This window comes from Kitasatospora sp. MAP12-44 (assembly GCF_029892095.1).
GTDB lineage: Bacteria > Actinomycetota > Actinomycetes > Streptomycetales > Streptomycetaceae > Kitasatospora.
Map to the genome: position 1 here is coordinate 7,044,294 of NZ_JARZAE010000004.1, position 18,507 is coordinate 7,062,800.

Consider the following 18,507-nt stretch of genomic DNA (forward strand, 5'->3'; position numbering starts at 1 on the left):
GTGGAGAACCGCACATTTCCGTCCCCGACCCTCGGCACGCCCGCGTTCCAGGAGCAGTCGGCCGTGGTGGCCGGCCCGGGCAGAGGCGGCGACGGTCGCCCCGCCCCGGTCGCCCCGTCGCGCTCGCTGCGGGCCCGGCGCCGGCGCCCGGCGGTGATCGCGATGGCCGCCGCGCTGATCGCGGCCGGCGGGCTGGGCGGCGCGGTCCTCTACAACAGCACCGGTCAGCGGATCGCCGTGCTGGCACTGGCGCGTGACGTCCCGTACGGGCAGCCGCTGACCGCCGACGACCTGGTGGTGGCGCGGATCGCCAGCGACCCGGCGCTGAGCCCGGTCGCGGCCGGCGACCTCAACCTGGCGGTCGGCGAGCGGGCCACCACCGACCTGCACCGCGGCGCGCTGCTGCTGGTCGCCGATGTCACCCGTGCCCTGGCGGTCGCACCGACCGACCAGGTGGTCGGCCTGTCGGCCCGGCAGGGCCAGCTGCCGGCCGACGGTCTCGAGCCCGGGCAGCGGGTGATCATCGTGCTGACCGACCCGTCCGTCGCGGCCGGGTCGGCCGGCGGCGGGGCCGCGCACCCGGCGGGGCCGCCGACGATGGGGGCGGTGGTGGCCCATGTCGGCAAGGCCGGCGGTGACGGCACCCAGGTGGTCGACGTCGCCGTCCCGCCGAGCGACGGGCCGGTGCTGGCGTTCTGGGTGGCGAGCGGGAAGTTCCAGGTGATCCTGGCCCCGCGGGACGCGGCTGCCTCGCCCTCGCCCTCCTCGTCCCCGCCCTCCTCGCCGTCCACCGGTGCGAACAGCGGCGGGGGGACTGCCTGATGGCGGTGATCGCGATCGTCGGCGGTCCCGGTGCGCCCGGGGCCACCACCACGGCCCTGGCCCTGCTGCTCTCCTGGCCGCTCGCGCCGGGCCGCAAGGTGCTGCTTGTCGAGTGCGACCCGGACGGCGGAGCCGCCCTCGCGGGCGCCCTGGAGGGCCGGGTCGAGGCGGTGTACGGGCTGCGCAACCTGGCCGTCGCCGACCGCCGCGGCCTGCTCGCCGAGACGCTCTGGGACCAGCTGGTCGACATCTCGCCCGCCGGGAACGGTGAGCGGCTGCTGCTGCCCGGCCTGACCGACCCGGCCCAGGCCGCCGGTCTCGCCTACACCTGGGAGCCGCTGGTCGAGGTGCTGCACGCGCTCGAACCGCGCGGCTACGACGTGCTGCTCGACCTCGGCCGCTCCGGCGCGCTCGGCCCTGGCGCGGTGCTGGCCCGGCGGGCCGACGCCGTCCTCGCGACGGTGCGCACCACGCTGCGCGGACTCAGCTCGGCCCGGCCGAGGCTGGCCGCGCTGCGCGAGGACCTGGAGTCGGCCGGCTCCGGTGCCGACGCGCTCGGGCTGCTGCTGATCGCCGAGGGCCCGTACCCGGCGGCGGACGTCACCAGGGAGCTCGGGCTCCCGGTGCTCGGTCAGCTGCCGCACGCGGTGCGCACCGCGTACGTGCTGTCGGACGGCGGGGACAGCACCGACCGGCGGTTCATCCGCTCGGAGCTGATGCGCACGGCGCGCAGCGCGGCCGACCAGATCCAGGAGCTGGTGCAGCGCCGGCGTGCCCGGATCGCCGCGACCGGCGCGACTGCCGTGCCCGCCGCCGTTCCTGCTGCCGAGCCGCAGCATGCACATCACGCACAGCCGCCGCAGCCGGTGCAGCAGGAGCTGCCGCAGCCCGGCAGCTGGCCGGGCGGGCAGCCGTACGCGGCGCCCTCCGGACAGCTCTACGCTCCCGGCCCGGAGCAGGCGACGGGCTACGACGGCCAGGCGTACGCCCAGCCCTACAGCCAGCCCTACGTCCAGCAGTCCTACCCCCAACCCCCGTACGGCGAGCAGCTGTACGTCCCGCCGAGCGCTCCCCAGCCGGCGCCCGCGCAGCCCGCCGAGCCGTACCCGCCGCTGGCCGGGATAGCGCCGCACCCGGCGGCGCCCGAGCAGTTCCGCGCGCCGCAGGACGAGCCGCAGACGCAGGGGGCGGTGCTCCGTGCGCGGTAGCCCGATGCGGGACCGTCCCGCCACCGACCCGGCCGCGCTGCCGTGGACGCCGTTCGGCGACCCGGGCGGTGACGTCCAGGGCGACGCCGTCGAGTCGGCGGCCGGTCTGGTGATCCCCGGCCCGGTCCGGCCGACCGCGCGACCGGTCGGCCAGTTCACCGAGCCGCAGCCGTTGCAACAGCCGCAACTCCAGCAGCCCCAGCAGCAACAGCAGCCGCACGGCAGTTCGCCGTCCGGCCTCCCGGTGCTGCCCGCCCTCGACCCCTGGGGAGCCGCCACCGCGCCGCCCGTCGACCGCCAGGTCGCCCGCGAGCTCAAGCGCCAGGTGGCCTCCGAACTGCATCAGCAGCTCTCCCGGATGACCGGCGGCCAGGGCCTGGACGCCGACCGCGCCACCCGGCGCCAGCGCGGCCGAGCGCTGATCGAGGAGGCGGTGGCCCGCTGGTCGGACGCCTACGCGCAGAACCACGGCGTCCCGCCGACCCGCGAGCAGGACCGCGCGCTCGCCGAGGCCGTCTACGACCTGCTCTTCCGGGCCGGCCGCCTCCAGCCGTACCTGGACGACCCGGAGATCGAGAACATCCTGATCAACGGCTGCGACGACGTCTGGATCTCCCGGGTCCACCAGCCGCTGCGGCAGGTCCCGCCGGTGGCCGACAGCGACGCCGAGCTCATCGAGCTGCTCCAGGACCTGGCCCGCCAGCACGGCGGCGGCGAGCGCAGCCTGAGCACCGCGAGCCCGACCCTGGCGCTGCGCCTGGAGGGCGGCATGCGCCTGCAGGCGATGACCGAGGTCACCCCGCGCCCGTACGTCGCGATCCGGCGCCACCGGGTCGCCTCGGCGACGCTCTCCGACCTGGTCGCGCTGGGCACCGTCGACCCGACCATCGCCGCCTTCCTGGCCGCCGCGATCCGGGCCCGGAAGAACGTGATGATCACCGGCACCCAGGGCGTCGGCAAGACCAGCCTGCTGCGCGCGATGGCGGCCGAGATCCCGCCGGACGAGCGGGTCGGCACGCTGGAGTCGGAGTTCGAGCTGTGGCTGCACACCCTGGGCCACCTGCGCCAGGTCGTCCCGATGGAGGCCCGTGAGGGCAACGGCGAGCGCATCGACGGCAAGGCGGCCGGCGAGTTGACGATCGGTGAGCTGATCCCCGCCGCGCTGCGGATGACGCTCTCGCGGATCATCGTCGGCGAGGTCCGCTCGGGCGAGGTGGTCCCGATGCTGCGGGTGATGACCAACGGCGAGGGCGGTTCGATGTGCACCCTGCACGCGCGCGGCCCGCACATGGTGGTCGACCGGATCGCCGAACTCTGCCTGGAGTACGGCTCGCACATGACCGACTCGCTCGCCTACCGGCTGACCGCCAACGCGGTCGACCTGATCGTGCATGTGGCGATGGTCGACGAGACGGCGGTCGGCGGCCTGCGCCACCGGTTCGTCTCGCACGTCCTGGAGATCACCGGCCTCGGCGAGCACGGCCGCCCGGCGCTGAACACCGTGTTCGGGCCGCGTCCCGACCTCGGCGAGCCCCGGGCCGTCCCGCACACCCCGCCGAACTGCCTGGACGACCTGCGCCGGGCCGGCTTCGACGCGAGCCTGCTGCAGTCCGCGTACGGGAGTTGGAGTGCACCGCTCTCGTTGCGGATCGGTGGTCTGCGATGAGCCGTCCGCACCTCGCCCGCCGCACCGGAGGACCCCGCTGATGCTGCTGCTCTACACCCTGTGCGGGCTCCTGCTGACCGGTGGCCTGGTCGCCCTGCTGGTCGGCCTGAACGGCAACCGCTCCGCCGAGCGCGCCGAGCGCGGCCGGCTGGCCGACCGCGTGCACCGCTTCTGGTACGGCGGCCCCGAGACGGCCGGCCCGCAGCTGCGCCGACTGCGCCGGATCCAGGTCGCCCTCTCACTCATCGCGGCCCCGCTGGTCTGGCTGTTCACCCGGATCCCGCTGACCCTGGCCCTGGTCCCGCTGGCCGTCTTCGGTCTGCCCTGGCTCTTCGCGGCCACCCAGTCCGACACCCGGCGGATCGTCCGCCTTGAGGCGCTGGCGGAGTGGACCCAGCGGCTCTCCGACGTCCTGCTGCTCGGCGTCGGGATCAACCAGGCGCTGCTCACCAGCCGCCGGACGGCGCCGGCCGCGCTGGCCACCGAGATCGAGGACCTGGCCGCCCGGCTGCAGGCCCGCTGGCGCGCCGAGGACGCGCTGCGCGCCTTCGCCGACAGCCTCGCGGACGCCACCGCGGACAAGGTGCTGGCCGCGCTGCTGCTGCGCTCCGGGGACAGCGGTCCGGGCCTGGCGCGAGCGCTCGCCGACCTGGCCGGCTCGGTCCGCGAGGAGGTCCGCCAGCGCCGCGCGATCGAGGCGGACCGCTCCAAGCACCGCACCACCATCCGCTGGCTGGTGACCATCATCTTCCTGGTGATCGTGGTCGGCTCCTTCAACACCCGCTACACGGCGCCCTATACGACCTTCCAGGGCCAGATGGTGCTCGGCATCCTCGCCGCGCTCTTCGTCGCGGTGATCGCCTGGATGCGCTCGCTGGCCTCGAACCCGCCGCTGCCACGGCTGCTGGAGCCCGACCCGCGCAGCAAGGTGGGCGCGCTGCCCGAGTCGACCGAGCCGGACGACGACGCGGCCGGCCCCGAGCAGGCCCGCCTGAAGGAGTTCCGATGATCTCGTCGTGGGCCGTCCTGGCCGGCGCCGTCGCGGCCGGCGGAGTTGCCCTGCTGGTGTCCGAACTGCGGCCGTCGCCACCGGAGTTGGGCCGGGCGCTGGAGCGGCTGCACCGCGTGCCGGTGGAGCGCCGGGTGGAGCTGGTCGAGGAGCAGGAACGGTGGTACGACCGGCTCGGTGACCGCTCGCTGGCCTTCGTCGGTTCGCGGGTGCCGACTCAGTCGCTGGCCCTGATCGGGCGCACCCCGGCCCGCTTCATGGCGCACAAGCTGCTCTTCGCCCTGATCGGCCTGATGCTGCCGAGCTACCTCTCGGCGCTGGCGGCGCTCGGCGGGATCGGCCTGTCGGTGGCCGTTCCGGCCGGCCTCGGCCTGGCGCTGGCGGCGGCCGGCTACCTGCTGCCGGACGGCATCGTGTCGGGTGAGGCCAAGGAGGCCAAGACCGAGTACCTGCACGGCGTCGCGGCCTACCTCGAACTCGTCGCGCTGGAGCGGGCCGCCGACCACGGCCCCGCCGAGGCGATGCTGCGCGCGGCCGCGGTCGGCCGCGGCGCCGTCTTCCGACGGATCCGGGACGCCCTGGAGCGCGCCTCCACGGACCGGCTGCCCCCCTGGGACGGCCTGGACGGCCTGGCCGAGGAGCTCGGCCTGAACGCCCTCCAGGACGTCGCGGACATCATGCGGCTCTCCGGCACCGACGGCGCGGCCGTGTACGACACCCTGCGGGCCCGCTCCAAGGCCCTGCGGGAGGAGCTGCTGGCAGCCGAGCTGGCCAAGGCCGGTTCGGACAGCGAGCAGATGGTGGCACCCGGCGCAGCGCTCACCCTGCTGATGACCGTGCTGATCGTGTTCCCCGCCCTGTACCAAATGCTCCATGTGTTCTGAAGTCCACGCGTGCTCCGAAGCGCATGCGCGTTCCGAAGTCCATGCGCGTTCCGAACTCGATTCCGGCCCATCGGAATTCCGTCCATCTGGGAGAGCGAACGATGAAAACCCTACGCAGTCTGTCAGTCCTGCTCCTGGCGCCGCTACTACTACCCCTGCAGCTCGGGGCGATGCTGCTGCGTGTGCACACCGGCCGGGCGCGCGCCGCGCGGGCCGAGGGCGACCGGGGCGCGCTGAGCATCGAGATGGCACTGATCGTGATCGTGGTGATCGGGATCGCCGGCGCTGTGCTGCTCCTGATCAACAACCTCGGCAAAGAGGTCGAGAAGAAGATTCCCCCGGGCGTCCCCGCCGGACTGGGCAGTTGATCCGGGAGCGCCGCCGGGATCGCGACAGCGGGGTCCTCAGCATCAGTTTCGCGCTCGTCTTCCCGGTGGTGCTCTTCCTCGTCCTGTTCGTCGTGCAGACCTCGCTGCTCTGGTATTCCAACAGCGTGGCCCTCGGCGCCGCCCGTGAGGCGGTGGAGGCGGGACGCTCGTACAACGCCACCGACCAGGACGCGCGGGACCGCGCCACGGGTTTCCTGGGCAACTTCGGCAACCTGGTCGGCAACCCGTTCATCACACCGGCCCGGACCGGGACCCAGCTGAGCGTCACCGTGCAGTTCGACCCGATGATCATGGTGCCCGGTCTGGACGGTCTGAAGATCAAGCAGACCGCCTCCGGGCCGATCGAGCGGCCCGTGGGGGTGGGGCAGTGAAGGAGCGGCGCGATCCGCAGGGCGGCAGCCTGGCGATCGAGGCGGCGATCCTGGCGCCGGCCATCGTGCTGCTGTTCTGCGGCGCGGTCGCCGTCGGGCGGCTGGAGACGGTCAGCGGCACGGTGGACGCCGCCGCCCGGGCCGGTGCGCGCAGCGTGTCGCTCAACCGCTCGACGGAGACGGACGAGAAGGTCGCGACGGACAGCGTCAACGCCGTGCTGTCCGGGCAGGGGGTGCACTGCCCGGGTCTGCGGGTCAACGTCCGGCGGACGCCGCTCACCGTCAGCCCGACCGAGCAACTCACGCTCGTCAAGGTTGACTTCAGCTGCTCGGTGCCGGTGAGTGATCTGTTCCCGGTGGGGGTACTACCGGGCGGGGTGTCGGTGCAGGGGAGCTACGAATCGGTCATCGACCGCTACCGGTCGCAGTGAGGCGGGGAGGAGGGTACGTGAGGGTCCGTCGAGACGCCCGGGTCGACCGGGACGGCCGGGATGCCCGGGATGCCCGGGATGCGGGCACCATCTCGATCTTCGTGGCGCTCAGCGCCTCGGTGATGCTGCTGTTCATCGGCATTGTGCTGGACTGCGGCGGCCGCCTGAACGCCATCGAGCGGACTGACGCGCTGGCCCAGGAGGCCGCCCGGGTCGGTGGGCAGCAGATCGACCAGGGCGCGCTGCTGGGCGGCAACGGCTTCCTCATCGACCCAGTCGCCGCCCAGGCGGCGGCCAACCTCTACCTCGCCCAGTACGGACTGCAGGCCGAGCCGCTGCCGGCCGGCCAGAAGGAGTCCGCCAGCTTCAGCGTCACCATCGACACCACGTACAAGACGGCCCTGTTGGGGCTGTTCAACACACCCACCCTGACCGTGCAAGGCAAGGGCACCGCCACTCTGGTGCACGGCGTCGAGAAAACGGGGGGCGCCTGATGGCCGCGCCACGAGCCAAGGTCCATGCCCGCCCGAGCGCCGCGGCCCGCGGCCGTTCCGGGGCCCCTGACGCCGCCGGGTCGCCCGGTCGCCCGGCCGCCCGGCCCGGCGGTCACCGCCCGGGCCGCCCGCCGGGGCGCCGGCGCAGCCCGCTGCGCTCGGTGCCGGGGGCGCTCGGTGCGCTGCTGGTGCTGGCCGTCCTGCTGGTCGGCGTGCCCGCGCTGCTCTACGACGGGACGCAGGCGGTGGCCGCCATGGGCGCGGCCACCAGCGGCAACAACCTCTGGCAGGTGCTCAGCACGCCCGACGACGGGCGGCTCTTCCTCTGGGCACTGGTCGGCATCGGCTGGATCGGCTGGCTCTGCTTCGCGCTCTCGGTGCTGCTGGAGATCCCGGCCCAGCTGCGCGGCCGGGTGGCCAGGCGGCTGCCGGCCTTCGGCTGGAGCCAGCGGATGGCGGCCGGACTGGTCGGCGCGGTGATCGCGCTGCTGCCGGTGGCCGGCGCCTCGTTCGCCGCCACGCCAGGGCAGTTGACCGGCGTGACGGCTCCGGCGCAGCTCGCCGCCGCCCCGCAGTACGCCGCGCTCACGGCGGCCCCGGTGAGCACGCCCAGGCTCGCGCTGCCCGCCGCCGACCCGCAGCAGCCCAGCTACACCGTGCGCGACAGCCGGCCCGCCGACAGCCTCTGGTCGATCGCCGAGCGCCAACTCGGTTCGGGGGACCGCTGGCAGGAGATCGCCAAACTCAACGCCGGTCGGGTGATGGACGGTTCGGGGACCACCTTCGACGCGGACCGGCCGATCCAGCCGGGTTGGCAGCTGCTGATGCCGGTCGGCGCCCGGCCGGACGCCGCGCCTGCGGCGGCCGCCGCCGATGCGCCCGCGCAGCCCGCGGGCGCGCACGATGCCACCACGACGGTCCGCGACGGGGACACGCTGTCCTCCATCGCCCTTCGGGAGCTGGGGAGTTCGGACGCCTGGCCGCAGCTGTTCGCGGCGAACAAGGGGGTCCAGGAGCCGGACGGTGAGCGGTTGACCGACCCGGACGTCGTGGTGGCCGGGACGGTGCTGACGATCCCGGGCGCGCCTGCCGCGACCCCGCCCGCGCCCGCACCCACGCCTGCCGCTGCCGCTGCTCCGGATCCCGTGGCTCCGCACCCGTCCGCCGACGCGCACCCGTCCGCCGGGGCCCACCCGGCTGCCGAGGCCCACCCGGGCGCGGCGTCGCACCCCGGCACCGACCAGGCGCCGCGCTCGGCGGCCCGTCCGGCCGGCGCCAAGGCCGAGGCGCCCAGCGACAACTACAACGGCGCGCTGGCGGTCTCCGGCATCGGCCTGCTGCTCGCCGCCGCGATGATCGGCGCCGTCGCCAACCGGCGCGGCGCCCAGCAGCGCGCCCGCCGCCCCCGGCACCGGATCCCGATGCCGGCGGCGCCCGCCGCAGCCTTCGAGTCGGAGCTGAAGACCCGTCAGGGCAGCACCGGACTCGACCAGTTGAACCGCTCGCTGCGCACCCTGGCCCGCAACGTCAGCCGCACCGGCAAGCGCCTTCCTGCCCTGGCAGCCGTCCGGGTGACCACGGGCGGCACCATCGAGCTGCACCTCGCCGCGCCGGCCGTACCGATCGCACCGTTCCGCGCCGCGCACGCCGCCAACGTCTGGTGGTGCGCCGGCGACTCCGGCGACCTGCTCTCCGCGCAGCAGGCCGCCAAGGTGCCCGCGCCCTACCCGGCGCTGGTCACCCTGGGCACCGCCGCCGACGGCGCCGCCGTGCTCGCCGACCTGGAGACCGTCCGCCTGCTGCACCTGGCCGGCCACCCCGACGACGCGCGCGGCGTGCTGCGCACCATCGCGCTGGAGCTCGCCCACAGCCCGCTCGCCGACAAGCTCAACCTGCACCTGGTGGGCTTCGCCGAGGACCTGCCGGTCTCCGACACCGTGGTCGACCGGGTGCACCGCTACCCCGACCTGGAGTCCGCGCTCGGAGCGCTCAGCCCGCGCACCTCCACGGCCAGGGCCTCCCTGGTCGCGGCCGGCGCCGCCCACCCGAGGGATGCCCGCAGCCGTGGCCAGGCCGACGAGGCCTGGGTGCCGGAGATCCTGCTGTCGGCCCAACCCCCGGGCGGCAACGTGCCGTCCGAGCTGGGCCGGCTGCTCGACGGGCGCCCGCGGACCTGCCTCGCCGTGGTCACCCGGGCGCCCGAACGCGGCGCCGGCCCGGTGGCCCGCTGGACCCTGCCGAGCACCGGCGCGGCGACCCTGCCGGGACTGCACCTGTCCCTCCAGCTGCAGCGGCTGACGGACGAGCAGTTCGGCCACTGGAGCGAGCTGCTGGACACCGCGGGATCGGTGGAGCAGCACCCGGCGCCGTCCTGGACCTTCGACGGCGAGGAGCTGGAGCCGGCCGATCTGCCCAGGCCGGTACCGGTGCTGGCCGGGGTCGGCGCGGCGGGTGCGGCGGCGAGCGCGCCGTTCGTCGGGGCCTCGCTGCCCGACGGCGTGCCGGAGGCCGGGCCCCGGCTGATCGCCCGGCTGATCGGGACGGGCAGCAGCCCGTTCGCGACCGTCGATCCGGCGGCGGCCCCGGCCGGCCCGTCGGCCTCCGCCAACGACCCCTACGCCGCCTCGCGGGCCCCGGCGCTTGCGCCCGCGCTGCCTTCGCTTTCGCCTTCGCCCGCTCCTGCTCCCGCTCCCGCTCCCGCTCCTTCTCCGCTGCCGCGCTACAGCGGCAACGGCCGTGGCCTGCAGGCCAGCATCGGCCCGGTGGTGACCCCGGTGACGGCCCCGATCCCCACCCCCACCCCCGACCCCGTCCCTGCCCCCGTCGTCCCCGCCATCGCCCCCGAGCCGGAGCCCGCGCCCATCCACGACGCCGTCCCGCCCCCTGCCCCCGGCGACCCGCGCGCGGCCGTCCGCCCGGAACCGCCCATGCCCGCACCCGCACCCGCACCCGCACCCGCACCCGCGCCCGCCCCCACGGCCTCGGTGACCGTCCGGACCGACGCCGACGACCTGCTCTCGATCCTCCGCTCCCCGGAGGCGCACGCCGTGCGCACCGCGCCGCGGATCCGCCTGCTCGGCCCGGTCGACGTGCTGGGCGCCACCGGCCCGGCCGAACCCGCCGCCCTGGCCGGCCTCACCGAGCTGGCCGCCTATCTCGCCCTGAACCCGGGCGCCGACCCCGCCGCCGTGGACCGCGCCCTGCACCCCGGCGACCACGCCCGTCCCGACCAGGCGCTGCCCGCCTCACTGGCCGAACTCGGTTGCTGGCTCGGCACCGCCCCCGACGGCCGCGCGTTCCTGCTCACCGACGGCTCCGACGGCTGCACCTTCGCCCCCACCGTGACCTGCGACTGGGACGAGTTCCGCAGCCTCTACCGGCGCGGTATGCGCAGCACCAGCACCACCGCCGACGCGGCCCTCGCCCACGCGCTGGCGCTGGTCCGCGGCGCACCCTTCGCCGAGACCCCGGCCACCACGTACGGCTGGGCCGAGGCGGCCCGCCAGGACATGCTCGCCGCCGTCGTCGACACTGCCCATGAACTCGCCGCCCGCCGCTTGCAGTACGGCGACCACCGCAGTGCCGAGGCCGCCGTCTTCCGCGGCCTCGCCGTCGCCCCCGACGTCGAACTCCTGCACCGCGACCTGTTCTACGCCTACGCCTCGGCCGGCGCCCGCGACCAACTCCTCAAGGCCGTCAACCGCCTGGACGCCCTCAGCCGCCGCACCGGCCGAAGCCTCGCCCCCGACACCGTAGCCCTCCTACGCGACCTCCTCACCGGAGCCTGACCTGCCCGAGAGGGTTGTAGGGTCCGCGATTTCGTGAGCGGTGTCGGCCGATCATGAGCACTGTCCGGGCTCAGGGGCGGGCAGTTGACGGCTTCTTGTGATCCTTGCTGACGCCAACTGCGGGAGTGCCTGCCGGTGCTGGGGCCATCGTGGCGCCCCAGGCGCCCAGCGCGCGGATCGCGGGCTCGAGGCCGAGGCCCGTGTCGGTCAGCGTGTACTCCACTCGCGGGGGGATCTCGGCGTGGATGACACGCTGCACGAGCCCGTGCTCCTCGAGGGAGCGCAGCCGGTCGGTGAGGGTCTTCGGGCTGATGCCGGCGAGCGAGGTGCGCAGCTCGGAGAAGCGCTTGGTGCCGCCGAGCAGGTCACGGATCACGAGCATCGTCCACTTGCCGTCGAGGATCCTCACTGCCAGGGCCACCGGGCAGGTCTCGTCGGCACATTCCCTGTTCATGACGTCTCCGCTGGTCAGAGCCAATGGTTCAAGAACGGATACTAGTTCACTCTTTGACAATCGGCCTCGGTGCTCGCCTACTGTCACGGCATCGTCGACCGGCTGAACGGAGCACCACCCATGCGAGCGCTACGCGTCACCCTTGTCACCGTCGGAGTCTTCCAACTGGCCCTCGGGGCGCTGTTCCTGGTGGCGCCCGGCGCGAGCGTAAGCACCGCCGCATTCGCTCCGGCACTCTTCATCGGCGCGCTCCTGTGGTTCCATCCGCGCAGACTGCAGTCCGAGCGCTGATCAGCCGACCGCCGACCCGCCAGCAGAGGAGTCGAAATGCGCCGCACCTACCGCACGCTCTACCGTCTCGGCATCGTTCCCTGGGACCTGGCCGGGGTACCGGCCCCGCTGGCCGACCTCGTCGAGGGTGCTGCGCCGTTGCCACCCGCCCAAGCCGTCGACCTCGGCTGCGGCACCGGCCGTCAGGCACGCTACCTCGCCGAGCACGGCTGGTCGGTCACGGCCATCGACTACACACCCGAGGCCATCGCCGCCGCCCGCCACGAGGATCCACGGGGTCGAGTCGTCTGGCGTGTCGCCGACGTGACCGAACCACACACAGTCGACCCCGACGGCCGGCTCGCCAGCGCTACCTCGCTCCTGCTCGACAACGGCTGCCTGCATGGAGTCCCGGCACGGCGCCGGCCGGGCTGGGCCGCCACCGTCAACACCCTTGCCGCGCCAGGAGCCCTCCTCCTCGTACGCGCCGCGCCACGCCGACGTCGCAGCATCGGCCCCCGCGGTATCAACGCCGACGAGGTCGCCACGCTCCTGGCCGACCGCTGGCGGCCGATCACAGCACCCAAATCGACCTGGTACTGCTACGCCCTGGCGCCTTCCGAGGTCGCACCATCGGCGCCCACCTGAGGGGAAGTTGATCCGGGCAAAAGCCACGAACACTGCCGAGACAGCTATGGGCCTTCCCCGATTGCTCATGATCGACCGACACTGCCCCTGCTCACCGAGTCCGGATTCGGGGGTTCCTGCGGGAAGCAGTGCTCACGCAATCGCGGACCCTACAAGGGTGATCGCGGCGAGGGCGTGCTGGAGGGTGGCGTCCGTCGGCGGGCGTCGGCGTGCACCCGAACGCGCTCAGCCGGGCGCACGGCCAGGTGCCCGTCTAGATTTGCTCACCAGGGGATGTCGAAAGCCGCCGGACGGCTCCGACTCCCTGTCGAGCCGCCCCCCGGGGCGGAACCCGACGCAAGGAGCAAGGACATGAAGTACCTCCTGATCATGCAGGTCAACCCGGAGGTCCTGGACGCCCTCTCGGAGGACGAGCGGAAGCTCGTCATGGACGGCCACGGCGAGTTCATGAAGACCGTCCAGGACTCGGGGGAGTTCATCCTCACCCAGGCGCTCGCCGACCCGGCGAACTCGATCGTCGTCGCGGGCACCGGCGGCGCGCCTGCCGTCACCGACGGGCCGTTCATCGAGGCCAAGGAACACATGGGCGGCTTCTACCTGGTCGACTGCGAGAGCAAGGAGCGCGCGGTCGAGATCGCCAAGCTCATCCCGGACACCCGGGTCAAGGGCCTGTCGGTCGAGATTCGTCCGGTGATGTTCTCCTGCGGCGCCGATCTTTGAGCGGTCGCCGGTGAGCGGTGAGATCGAGGACCTGCTGCGCAGCCTGGCGCCGCAGGTCCTCGGCACGCTCGTCCACCGGCACGGGCAGTTCGAAGCGTGCGAGGACGCCGTCCAGGAGGCGCTGCTCGCGGCGTCGGTGCAGTGGCCGGAGCAGGGTGTGCCGATGAGGCCGGCGGGCTGGCTGGTCACGGTCGCCGGCCGCAGGCTGACCGACCACTGGCGCAGTGAGGCGGCCCGACGGGAGCGCGAACTGGCCGTCGCCATGGAGCCGCCGCCTGACGACGACCCGTCCCGGCACGTCGACGACACGCTGCGCCTGCTGTTCCTGTGCTGCCACCCGAAGCTGTCGGCGCCCTCGCAGGTGGCGCTGACGCTCCGGGCCGTCGGCGGCCTCACGACGGCCCAGATCGCGCGCGCGTTCCTGGTCCCGGAGTCCACCATGGCGCAGCGGATCAGCCGGGCGAAGCAGACGATCAAGGGCACCGGGTTCCCGGACGACTCCGAGCGGCTGCCTGCGGTGCTGCAGGTGCTGTATCTGATCTTCAACGAGGGCTACACCGCCAGTTCCGGGCCCGACCTCCAGCGGGTCGAGCTGGCCGCGGAGGCCATCCGGCTCGCTCGCGAGGTGCACCGGCAGTTGCCGGACGACGGCGAGGTCGCCGGGCTGCTCGCGCTGATGCTGCTCACCGATGCCCGGCGGGAGACGCGCAGCGTGGACGGCGTGCTGGTGCCGCTCGCCGAGCAGGACCGCAGCCGCTGGGACCGTGAGCAGATCGAGGAGGGCGTCGCGCTGGTCTCCGCCACCCTGCCCAGGGGGCCGGCCGGGCCGTACCTGTTGCAGGCCACGATCGCCGCGATCCACGACGAGGCGCCGTCCACCGAGGAGACGGACTGGGCCGAGGTGCTGGTCCTCTACAAGATCCTGGACCGGACCGCGCCGAACCCGATGGTCACCCTGAACCGCGCGATCGCGACCGCGATGGTGCACGGCCCGGCAGCGGGGCTGGCCCTGCTCGCCACGCTCGACGCCGACAAGCGGGTCGCCGGTCACTACCGGCTGGACGCGGTGCGCGGGCATCTGCTCGACCTGGCCGGTGAGCACGACCAGGCACGCGAGCACTACCGGCGGGCGGCGAGGCTCACGTTGAGCCTGCCGGAGCGGGAGTACCTGCTGCGCCGGGCCTCGCGCTGACGGTCTAGGACCGACTGCGCGCGTCGGGTGTCTCCGTGATCCGCTAGAGTCCGGCGACGATCGAACGGCTGTGCAGGCAGCCGGCAGCAGGCTTGGGGGAGCGGGAGCATGACCGACGCAGCACGACCGGACGCAGCGCCGGACGAGACCGGTGCGAGTGATCCGTGGGCGCCGCCGCAGGGTGGTGCACCGCAGGACGCGCGCCCCGCCGGTGCCCCGTGGCCGCCGCCCGGCGCCGGCCCGTACCCGTACCCGTACGCGCACCCGTATCCGTACGGGCAGGCCGGGCCGTACGGGTACCGGTCCGAGGAGCGCCAGGTGGTCGAGGGGACCAACGGGCTGGCCATCACCTCGCTGGTCACCGGTGTCACCTGCTGCCTCTGGCCGGCCGCGCTGGGTTTCGGGATCGCCGCGCTGGTCCAGCTCCGGCGTCGCCGCCAGGGCGGGCTCGGGCTGGCCATCGCGGGGGTCGTGCTCGGGACGCTCGGGCTGATCGCGGGGACGGCAAGCGCGTTCGGCGACCTCGTGAACTTCCACGGGTACCCCACTGTGACCGCTCCGTCCGAGCCCCTGCCGCCCCTGCCCAGCGACTCCGGTGGCCCCGCCGAGCTGACCCAGACTCAGCAGGACTTCGTGGACGACACCGCCGAGCTCGAAATGCGGGACCAGGAGCTGACTGTCCCGGAGACCGACCCGGCGATGGCGGCGGAGGACTTGCAGAGCACCGCCCAGGCCCTCATCGACACCGTGGAGACGCTCAACAAGAGGCAGTGGCCGACCGAGGTCAAGGGCCAGATCGCCACGCTGGTCAGCAGCCTCCAGGCCGACGGGACGGTGTGGAAGGCGGCCGCCGTCAACACCACCGACCCGGTGGGGGCGCTCCAAGCAGCCCTGCGGACCAACGACCCCGCGACCGCCTTGGCCGCCGCCCGCAAGGCGTTCTCGCTCGACGACAACGACGAGCCGGTCGACCCGGGCATCGGCACGCAGCCGGAGGACAGCGCCGCACCCGCCGCGGCCTGAGCTCGGTTTGAGCTCGGCCTGAGCGCGGCCCGGCGGGGGCAGCTGCCGATCGGGGATCAGAAGTTCAGTGGCTGAAAGAAGGTGGGTCCGCCGCCGCCCTCGGGTCCGCCGCTGATCAGGCCGAGCCCCGTGCCGCCGTCGTAGACCGGGCCGCCGGAGTCGCCCGCGTTGCCGTTCTGGGTGCTCTCGACGAGTCCGGTGACCACGCCCTCGGAGTAGTTGACCGAGACATTGGTGGCCTCGACATAGCCGCACTGGGTGCCACTGGTCGCGCCCGTCCCGCAGACCTGCTCGCCCAGCTTGGGCGCGGCGAAATTGGTGATGTTCTTGGGCGCGCCGTTGTAGATGACCGTGTTGTTCAGCGTCCAGTCGCCGGTGGGCGTGATGACGGCCCAGTCGTGCCCGGGGAACACCGCCGAACTGACCGATCCCAGCTGGTTCTTGTTCCCGTCGTACCAGGTGGGTGCCGCCTTGCCGCAGTGGCCGGCGGTGGTGGTCGTGCCGGGGTGGTAGTTGTTGAAGCCGCTGGTGCACTCGTAGACCGTGCCGCTGGTGCCGCTGAAGATCGGGGTGCCGCCGCTGAAGCTCAGCTGCGCCTGCGGTGCGGCCGCGTCCGGCGGGGCCGGCACGGTGGCGACCCGGGAGGAGACCGCGGAGTCGACCACGGTGACGTTGACCAGCTCGGGGCTCTCCGTCGCGGCGGCCAGGAAGCTGTCCGTCGAGCGCGTGTCCGCGGTGCGCAGCACGGCGACGGCGACCCTGCACTGCGCCTGGTCGACGTACCAGTACTGGCCGCCGCCGGCCTGGCCGGCCCGGGCGAGACCGTCGAGTCTGGACTGCAGCCCGCGCAGTTGGCCCAGCTGGTCGGGGAGGCAGAGCATGTGGGCCGCGTGCGGGATCGCCGCCGCCGCGGGGACGGTGGCGGCGCCGAGCGCCAGCAGCGTGATGGGGAGCAGGGCTCGCTTGGTGGTGAGCTTCATCGGGGGGTTCCTTCGGGGGGAGTGGGCAGGGGAGTGTGGCGTCACTTTAGGCACGGGGAAAAGCAGTTCGACTGCGGACGTGCGGCACTTCACCCGATCGGATCAGTCGGGCGCGGGGACGTTGCCCCGCGCGGGAACCCCGGCCTGGAGGGAAGGGCCGGACACCCCGTAAGGTGGCGCGGAAAAGGGGGAGCGCCGGTGGGTCGTCGCGACTCGCGGGCAGGGCAACAGGACCGCCAGGAACGGCGGACGGGGTGGTGACCGGCGTTGGCGGACAGTGCAGCGACCTCGGGCGGGCCGGGCGGCACGGGACTTGAGAAGACGGCGCTGCTGCCGGTGATCGAGGACGCGATTCCGGAGCGGTTCCGCTCGTCCCCGCCGGCGAATCCCTCCCCGCTCGCGCAGCCCTCCCGGCCCGCGCACCTCTCGCCGCTCGCGCCCGCTCCGTCGCTCGCGGCGGGCGAGGGACTCGCCGTGGTCGGCGGTGGTCTGCGCGGCCGACTCCTCGCGGTGGAGGGCGGTTACGGCGCGGCCGGCCGGCGCGGCTGGGGTCGCGGTGGCGCGGGCCAGCCGCCGGTGCTCTCCGCGATGCTCGCGGCCGTCTCGCCGCAGACGCTGCTCGCGGCCGACGCGGTCGACGCCGTCCACCTCCCCTCGGCGAGCGATCCGCAGACCGTGCTGGCCCATCTGCGCGCGGCCGCCCGGCATCCCGGTCCGCTGCTGGTGCACATCGGTGGCCAGCTGGCGCTCGACAAGCGCGGTGGTGGGTTGCATCTGACGCTGCGGGACACCAAGCCGGGCACGGTTCGCCAGGACGGGCTGGCCTGGCAGGTGATCGCAGCCGAGCTGCGCGGCCGCCCCGCCGGGTGGGACACCCTGGTGATCGCCGACCTGAGCGCCGACCCGACGGCCTGGCCGCTGCTGCAGACGGCGCCGGCGGCGCTGGTGGACGGGCTCCCGCTGTGGGCCGTGGTCAGCCCGGACGCCGAGCAGATCGGCACGTTCACCCGGGCGTTGATCGAGGCGCTGCACGGGGGGCAGCCGGGGGCCGGGCCGCTGCTGGCGCCCGAGCAACTGCGCTCGCAGGTGCACTCGGTGCTGCGGCCGGACGGGCTGGTCTTCGCCTCGCACGGGCCGGACCGGCCGATCTTCCGCAACACGGCCCGCTCGTCGGCGGCGACAGCCAAGGCGACGAACGCGCAGGTGGCGACAGTCCAGGCGGCGGCTCCGCCGGCTCCGCCCGTGGTGTCCGTGCCGCTGGTGCTGCCCGCGCCGCCCGCGCCTCCCGCTCCTCCTGCGCCTCCCGAGCAAGTGACGGACCGCGGTGAGGTGTTGCTGGTCAAGCCGTACGTGCCGCCGACGCCGCCGCGACCGATCCAGCCGGTGACGCTGGCGAAGGCCGCGCCGCAGCAGGCCCCGGAGCCACCGGCCCCGCCCGCCATGCCCGTTGAGCCCGACTTGCCCGTTGAGCCCGACCTGCCCACGCCGGCCCCGCCCGCCATGCCCGTTGAGCCCGCCTTGCCCGTTGAGCCCGACTTGCCCACGCCGACGCCGCCCGCCATGCCCGTTGAGCCCACGCCGCCGGCTCCGCCGACCCCGCCCGCTCCGCCGACGCCGCCCGCCGACTACCGCGAGGCGCTCGGCCGGATCGTGCGCAGCGCCGAGGCGGGCGAGCACCTGACCGCCGCCGAACTCGCGCTGGAGCTTGAGCAGGGTGCGGTCGCCGCGAGCGGCGCGGCCTCCCCGCCCGTCCTGATGATTCGTCAGGTCCGGGCCCATATCGCCCGGTTGGCGGGGGAGTCCGGGCAGGCGGCCGGCCTCTACCGCGAGGTCGCGCTCGTCCTGCTGGCCACCCAGGGGCCGGACGACCCCGAGACCCAGCGCGCCGCGACCAACGCCGAGGCCTGCTGGCGGGCGATCGCCGACCGTGAGCAGGCGCTGCGGACGGCCCCGGGAATCTTGGAGCTGCGCGCCCAGTTGCCCGGCCCGGACGGTCGCAAGCTGCGCGCCGCCGAACGCTATCTCGCCCAACTCGCCGACCCCTTGGGCCAGTAGACATGTAGGCAGGTAGGCACGTAGGCAGGTAGACACGCCAAAACGGCGACTGCCCGCCCCCGTCGAGACGGGAGCGGGCAGCCCAGGGGTGGTCAGGCGGTCA

Annotated in this window: 18 protein-coding genes; 16 read left to right on the forward strand and 2 right to left on the reverse strand. The window is 74.1% G+C overall.

Translation table 11 applies throughout. The features are described from left to right. From P3T34_RS32130 to P3T34_RS32175, 10 genes are all read left to right on the forward strand, one after another. Nucleotides 1-822 (forward strand): SAF domain-containing protein, encoded by an 822-nt coding sequence (locus P3T34_RS32130; protein WP_280669551.1) that lies wholly within the window; start codon nt 1-3, stop codon nt 820-822. Next, the gene (locus P3T34_RS40005; RefSeq protein WP_348534715.1) at nt 822-2,030 is read left to right on the forward strand and encodes a hypothetical protein; all 1,209 of its coding nucleotides are present in this window, start codon (nt 822-824) and stop codon (nt 2,028-2,030) included. The genes P3T34_RS32130 and P3T34_RS40005 overlap by 1 nt, the downstream gene beginning before the upstream one ends. 4 nt (nt 2,031-2,034) lie before the next feature. After that, nucleotides 2,035-3,696, forward strand: coding sequence for a CpaF/VirB11 family protein (locus tag P3T34_RS32140; protein WP_280669552.1), 1,662 nt, complete (start codon nt 2,035-2,037; stop codon nt 3,694-3,696). A gap of 40 nt (nt 3,697-3,736) precedes the next feature. Further along, nucleotides 3,737-4,705 (forward strand): type II secretion system F family protein, encoded by a 969-nt coding sequence (locus P3T34_RS32145; RefSeq protein ID WP_280669553.1) that lies wholly within the window; start codon nt 3,737-3,739, stop codon nt 4,703-4,705. Beyond that, the gene (locus P3T34_RS32150) at nt 4,702-5,589 is read left to right on the forward strand and encodes a hypothetical protein (RefSeq protein WP_280669554.1); all 888 of its coding nucleotides are present in this window, start codon (nt 4,702-4,704) and stop codon (nt 5,587-5,589) included. Before P3T34_RS32145 ends, P3T34_RS32150 begins: the two co-directional genes overlap by 4 nt. A 101-nt stretch (nt 5,590-5,690) precedes the next feature. Continuing rightward, complete coding sequence (locus P3T34_RS32155; protein WP_280669555.1) at nt 5,691-5,957, forward strand: hypothetical protein; 267 nt, start codon at nt 5,691-5,693, stop codon at nt 5,955-5,957. Further along, a complete protein-coding gene (locus tag P3T34_RS32160; RefSeq protein WP_280669556.1) occupies nt 5,954-6,349 on the forward strand; it encodes a TadE/TadG family type IV pilus assembly protein in 396 nt (131 codons plus the stop codon). Before P3T34_RS32155 ends, P3T34_RS32160 begins: the two co-directional genes overlap by 4 nt. Next, entirely contained in the window at nt 6,346-6,780 is a 435-nt protein-coding gene (locus P3T34_RS32165) for a pilus assembly protein (RefSeq protein ID WP_280669557.1), read from the forward strand. Before P3T34_RS32160 ends, P3T34_RS32165 begins: the two co-directional genes overlap by 4 nt. A gap of 17 nt (nt 6,781-6,797) precedes the next feature. Beyond that, on the forward strand, nt 6,798-7,274 hold the full coding sequence (locus P3T34_RS32170) for a hypothetical protein (protein WP_280669558.1): 477 nt from the start codon (nt 6,798-6,800) through the stop codon (nt 7,272-7,274). Beyond that, a complete protein-coding gene (locus tag P3T34_RS32175) occupies nt 7,274-11,062 on the forward strand; it encodes a LysM peptidoglycan-binding domain-containing protein (protein WP_280669559.1) in 3,789 nt (1,262 codons plus the stop codon). Before P3T34_RS32170 ends, P3T34_RS32175 begins: the two co-directional genes overlap by 1 nt. A 70-nt stretch (nt 11,063-11,132) precedes the next feature. Here P3T34_RS32175 and P3T34_RS32180 read toward each other — a convergent pair whose 3' ends face one another. Beyond that, complete coding sequence (locus P3T34_RS32180; protein WP_280669560.1) at nt 11,133-11,516, reverse strand: helix-turn-helix domain-containing protein; 384 nt, start codon at nt 11,514-11,516, stop codon at nt 11,133-11,135. Nucleotides 11,517-11,636: 120 nt separating this feature from the next. Between P3T34_RS32180 and P3T34_RS32185 the strand changes: the two genes are divergently transcribed. From P3T34_RS32185 to P3T34_RS32205, 5 genes are all read left to right on the forward strand, one after another. Further along, nucleotides 11,637-11,807 carry a hypothetical protein gene (locus P3T34_RS32185; RefSeq protein WP_280669561.1) on the forward strand — a complete coding sequence of 57 codons (171 nt, stop codon included), beginning with the start codon at nt 11,637-11,639 and terminating at the stop codon, nt 11,805-11,807. Between the two features lie 36 nt (nt 11,808-11,843). After that, complete coding sequence (locus tag P3T34_RS32190; RefSeq protein ID WP_280669562.1) at nt 11,844-12,434, forward strand: class I SAM-dependent methyltransferase; 591 nt, start codon at nt 11,844-11,846, stop codon at nt 12,432-12,434. Between the two features lie 351 nt (nt 12,435-12,785). After that, the gene (locus P3T34_RS32195; protein WP_280669563.1) at nt 12,786-13,154 is read left to right on the forward strand and encodes a YciI family protein; all 369 of its coding nucleotides are present in this window, start codon (nt 12,786-12,788) and stop codon (nt 13,152-13,154) included. A gap of 10 nt (nt 13,155-13,164) precedes the next feature. Continuing rightward, the gene (locus P3T34_RS32200) at nt 13,165-14,346 is read left to right on the forward strand and encodes a DUF6596 domain-containing protein (protein ID WP_280669564.1); all 1,182 of its coding nucleotides are present in this window, start codon (nt 13,165-13,167) and stop codon (nt 14,344-14,346) included. A gap of 108 nt (nt 14,347-14,454) precedes the next feature. Further along, nucleotides 14,455-15,369, forward strand: a complete 915-nt coding sequence (locus tag P3T34_RS32205; protein ID WP_280669565.1) for a DUF4190 domain-containing protein — start codon at nt 14,455-14,457, stop codon at nt 15,367-15,369. 56 nt (nt 15,370-15,425) lie between these two features. Here the strand turns inward: P3T34_RS32205 and P3T34_RS32210 are convergent, their stop codons facing one another. Continuing rightward, a complete protein-coding gene (locus tag P3T34_RS32210) occupies nt 15,426-16,349 on the reverse strand; it encodes a S1 family peptidase (protein ID WP_280669566.1) in 924 nt (307 codons plus the stop codon). Between the two features lie 267 nt (nt 16,350-16,616). Here P3T34_RS32210 and P3T34_RS32215 point away from each other — a divergent pair, with 267 nt between their 5' ends. Further along, nucleotides 16,617-18,404 carry a hypothetical protein gene (locus P3T34_RS32215; protein WP_280669567.1) on the forward strand — a complete coding sequence of 596 codons (1,788 nt, stop codon included), beginning with the start codon at nt 16,617-16,619 and terminating at the stop codon, nt 18,402-18,404. Nucleotides 18,405-18,507: the final 103 nt, after the last annotated feature.

What these genes read in the sequence shown, in the direction of transcription:
- P3T34_RS32180 (WP_280669560.1), bottom strand. Translation starts at nt 11,516, where the DNA reads ATGAACAGGGAATGTGCCGACGAGACCTGCCCGGTGGCCCTGGCAGTG.
- P3T34_RS32140 (WP_280669552.1), top strand. Translation starts at nt 2,035, where the DNA reads ATGCGGGACCGTCCCGCCACCGACCCGGCCGCGCTGCCGTGGACGCCG.
- P3T34_RS32150 (WP_280669554.1), top strand. Translation starts at nt 4,702, where the DNA reads ATGATCTCGTCGTGGGCCGTCCTGGCCGGCGCCGTCGCGGCCGGCGGA.
- P3T34_RS32175 (WP_280669559.1), top strand. Translation starts at nt 7,274, where the DNA reads ATGGCCGCGCCACGAGCCAAGGTCCATGCCCGCCCGAGCGCCGCGGCC.
- P3T34_RS32190 (WP_280669562.1), top strand. Translation starts at nt 11,844, where the DNA reads ATGCGCCGCACCTACCGCACGCTCTACCGTCTCGGCATCGTTCCCTGG.
- P3T34_RS32210 (WP_280669566.1), bottom strand. Translation starts at nt 16,349, where the DNA reads ATGAAGCTCACCACCAAGCGAGCCCTGCTCCCCATCACGCTGCTGGCG.
- P3T34_RS32155 (WP_280669555.1), top strand. Translation starts at nt 5,691, where the DNA reads ATGAAAACCCTACGCAGTCTGTCAGTCCTGCTCCTGGCGCCGCTACTA.
- P3T34_RS32185 (WP_280669561.1), top strand. Translation starts at nt 11,637, where the DNA reads ATGCGAGCGCTACGCGTCACCCTTGTCACCGTCGGAGTCTTCCAACTG.
- P3T34_RS40005 (WP_348534715.1), top strand. Translation starts at nt 822, where the DNA reads ATGGCGGTGATCGCGATCGTCGGCGGTCCCGGTGCGCCCGGGGCCACC.
- P3T34_RS32145 (WP_280669553.1), top strand. Translation starts at nt 3,737, where the DNA reads ATGCTGCTGCTCTACACCCTGTGCGGGCTCCTGCTGACCGGTGGCCTG.
- P3T34_RS32205 (WP_280669565.1), top strand. Translation starts at nt 14,455, where the DNA reads ATGACCGACGCAGCACGACCGGACGCAGCGCCGGACGAGACCGGTGCG.
- P3T34_RS32195 (WP_280669563.1), top strand. Translation starts at nt 12,786, where the DNA reads ATGAAGTACCTCCTGATCATGCAGGTCAACCCGGAGGTCCTGGACGCC.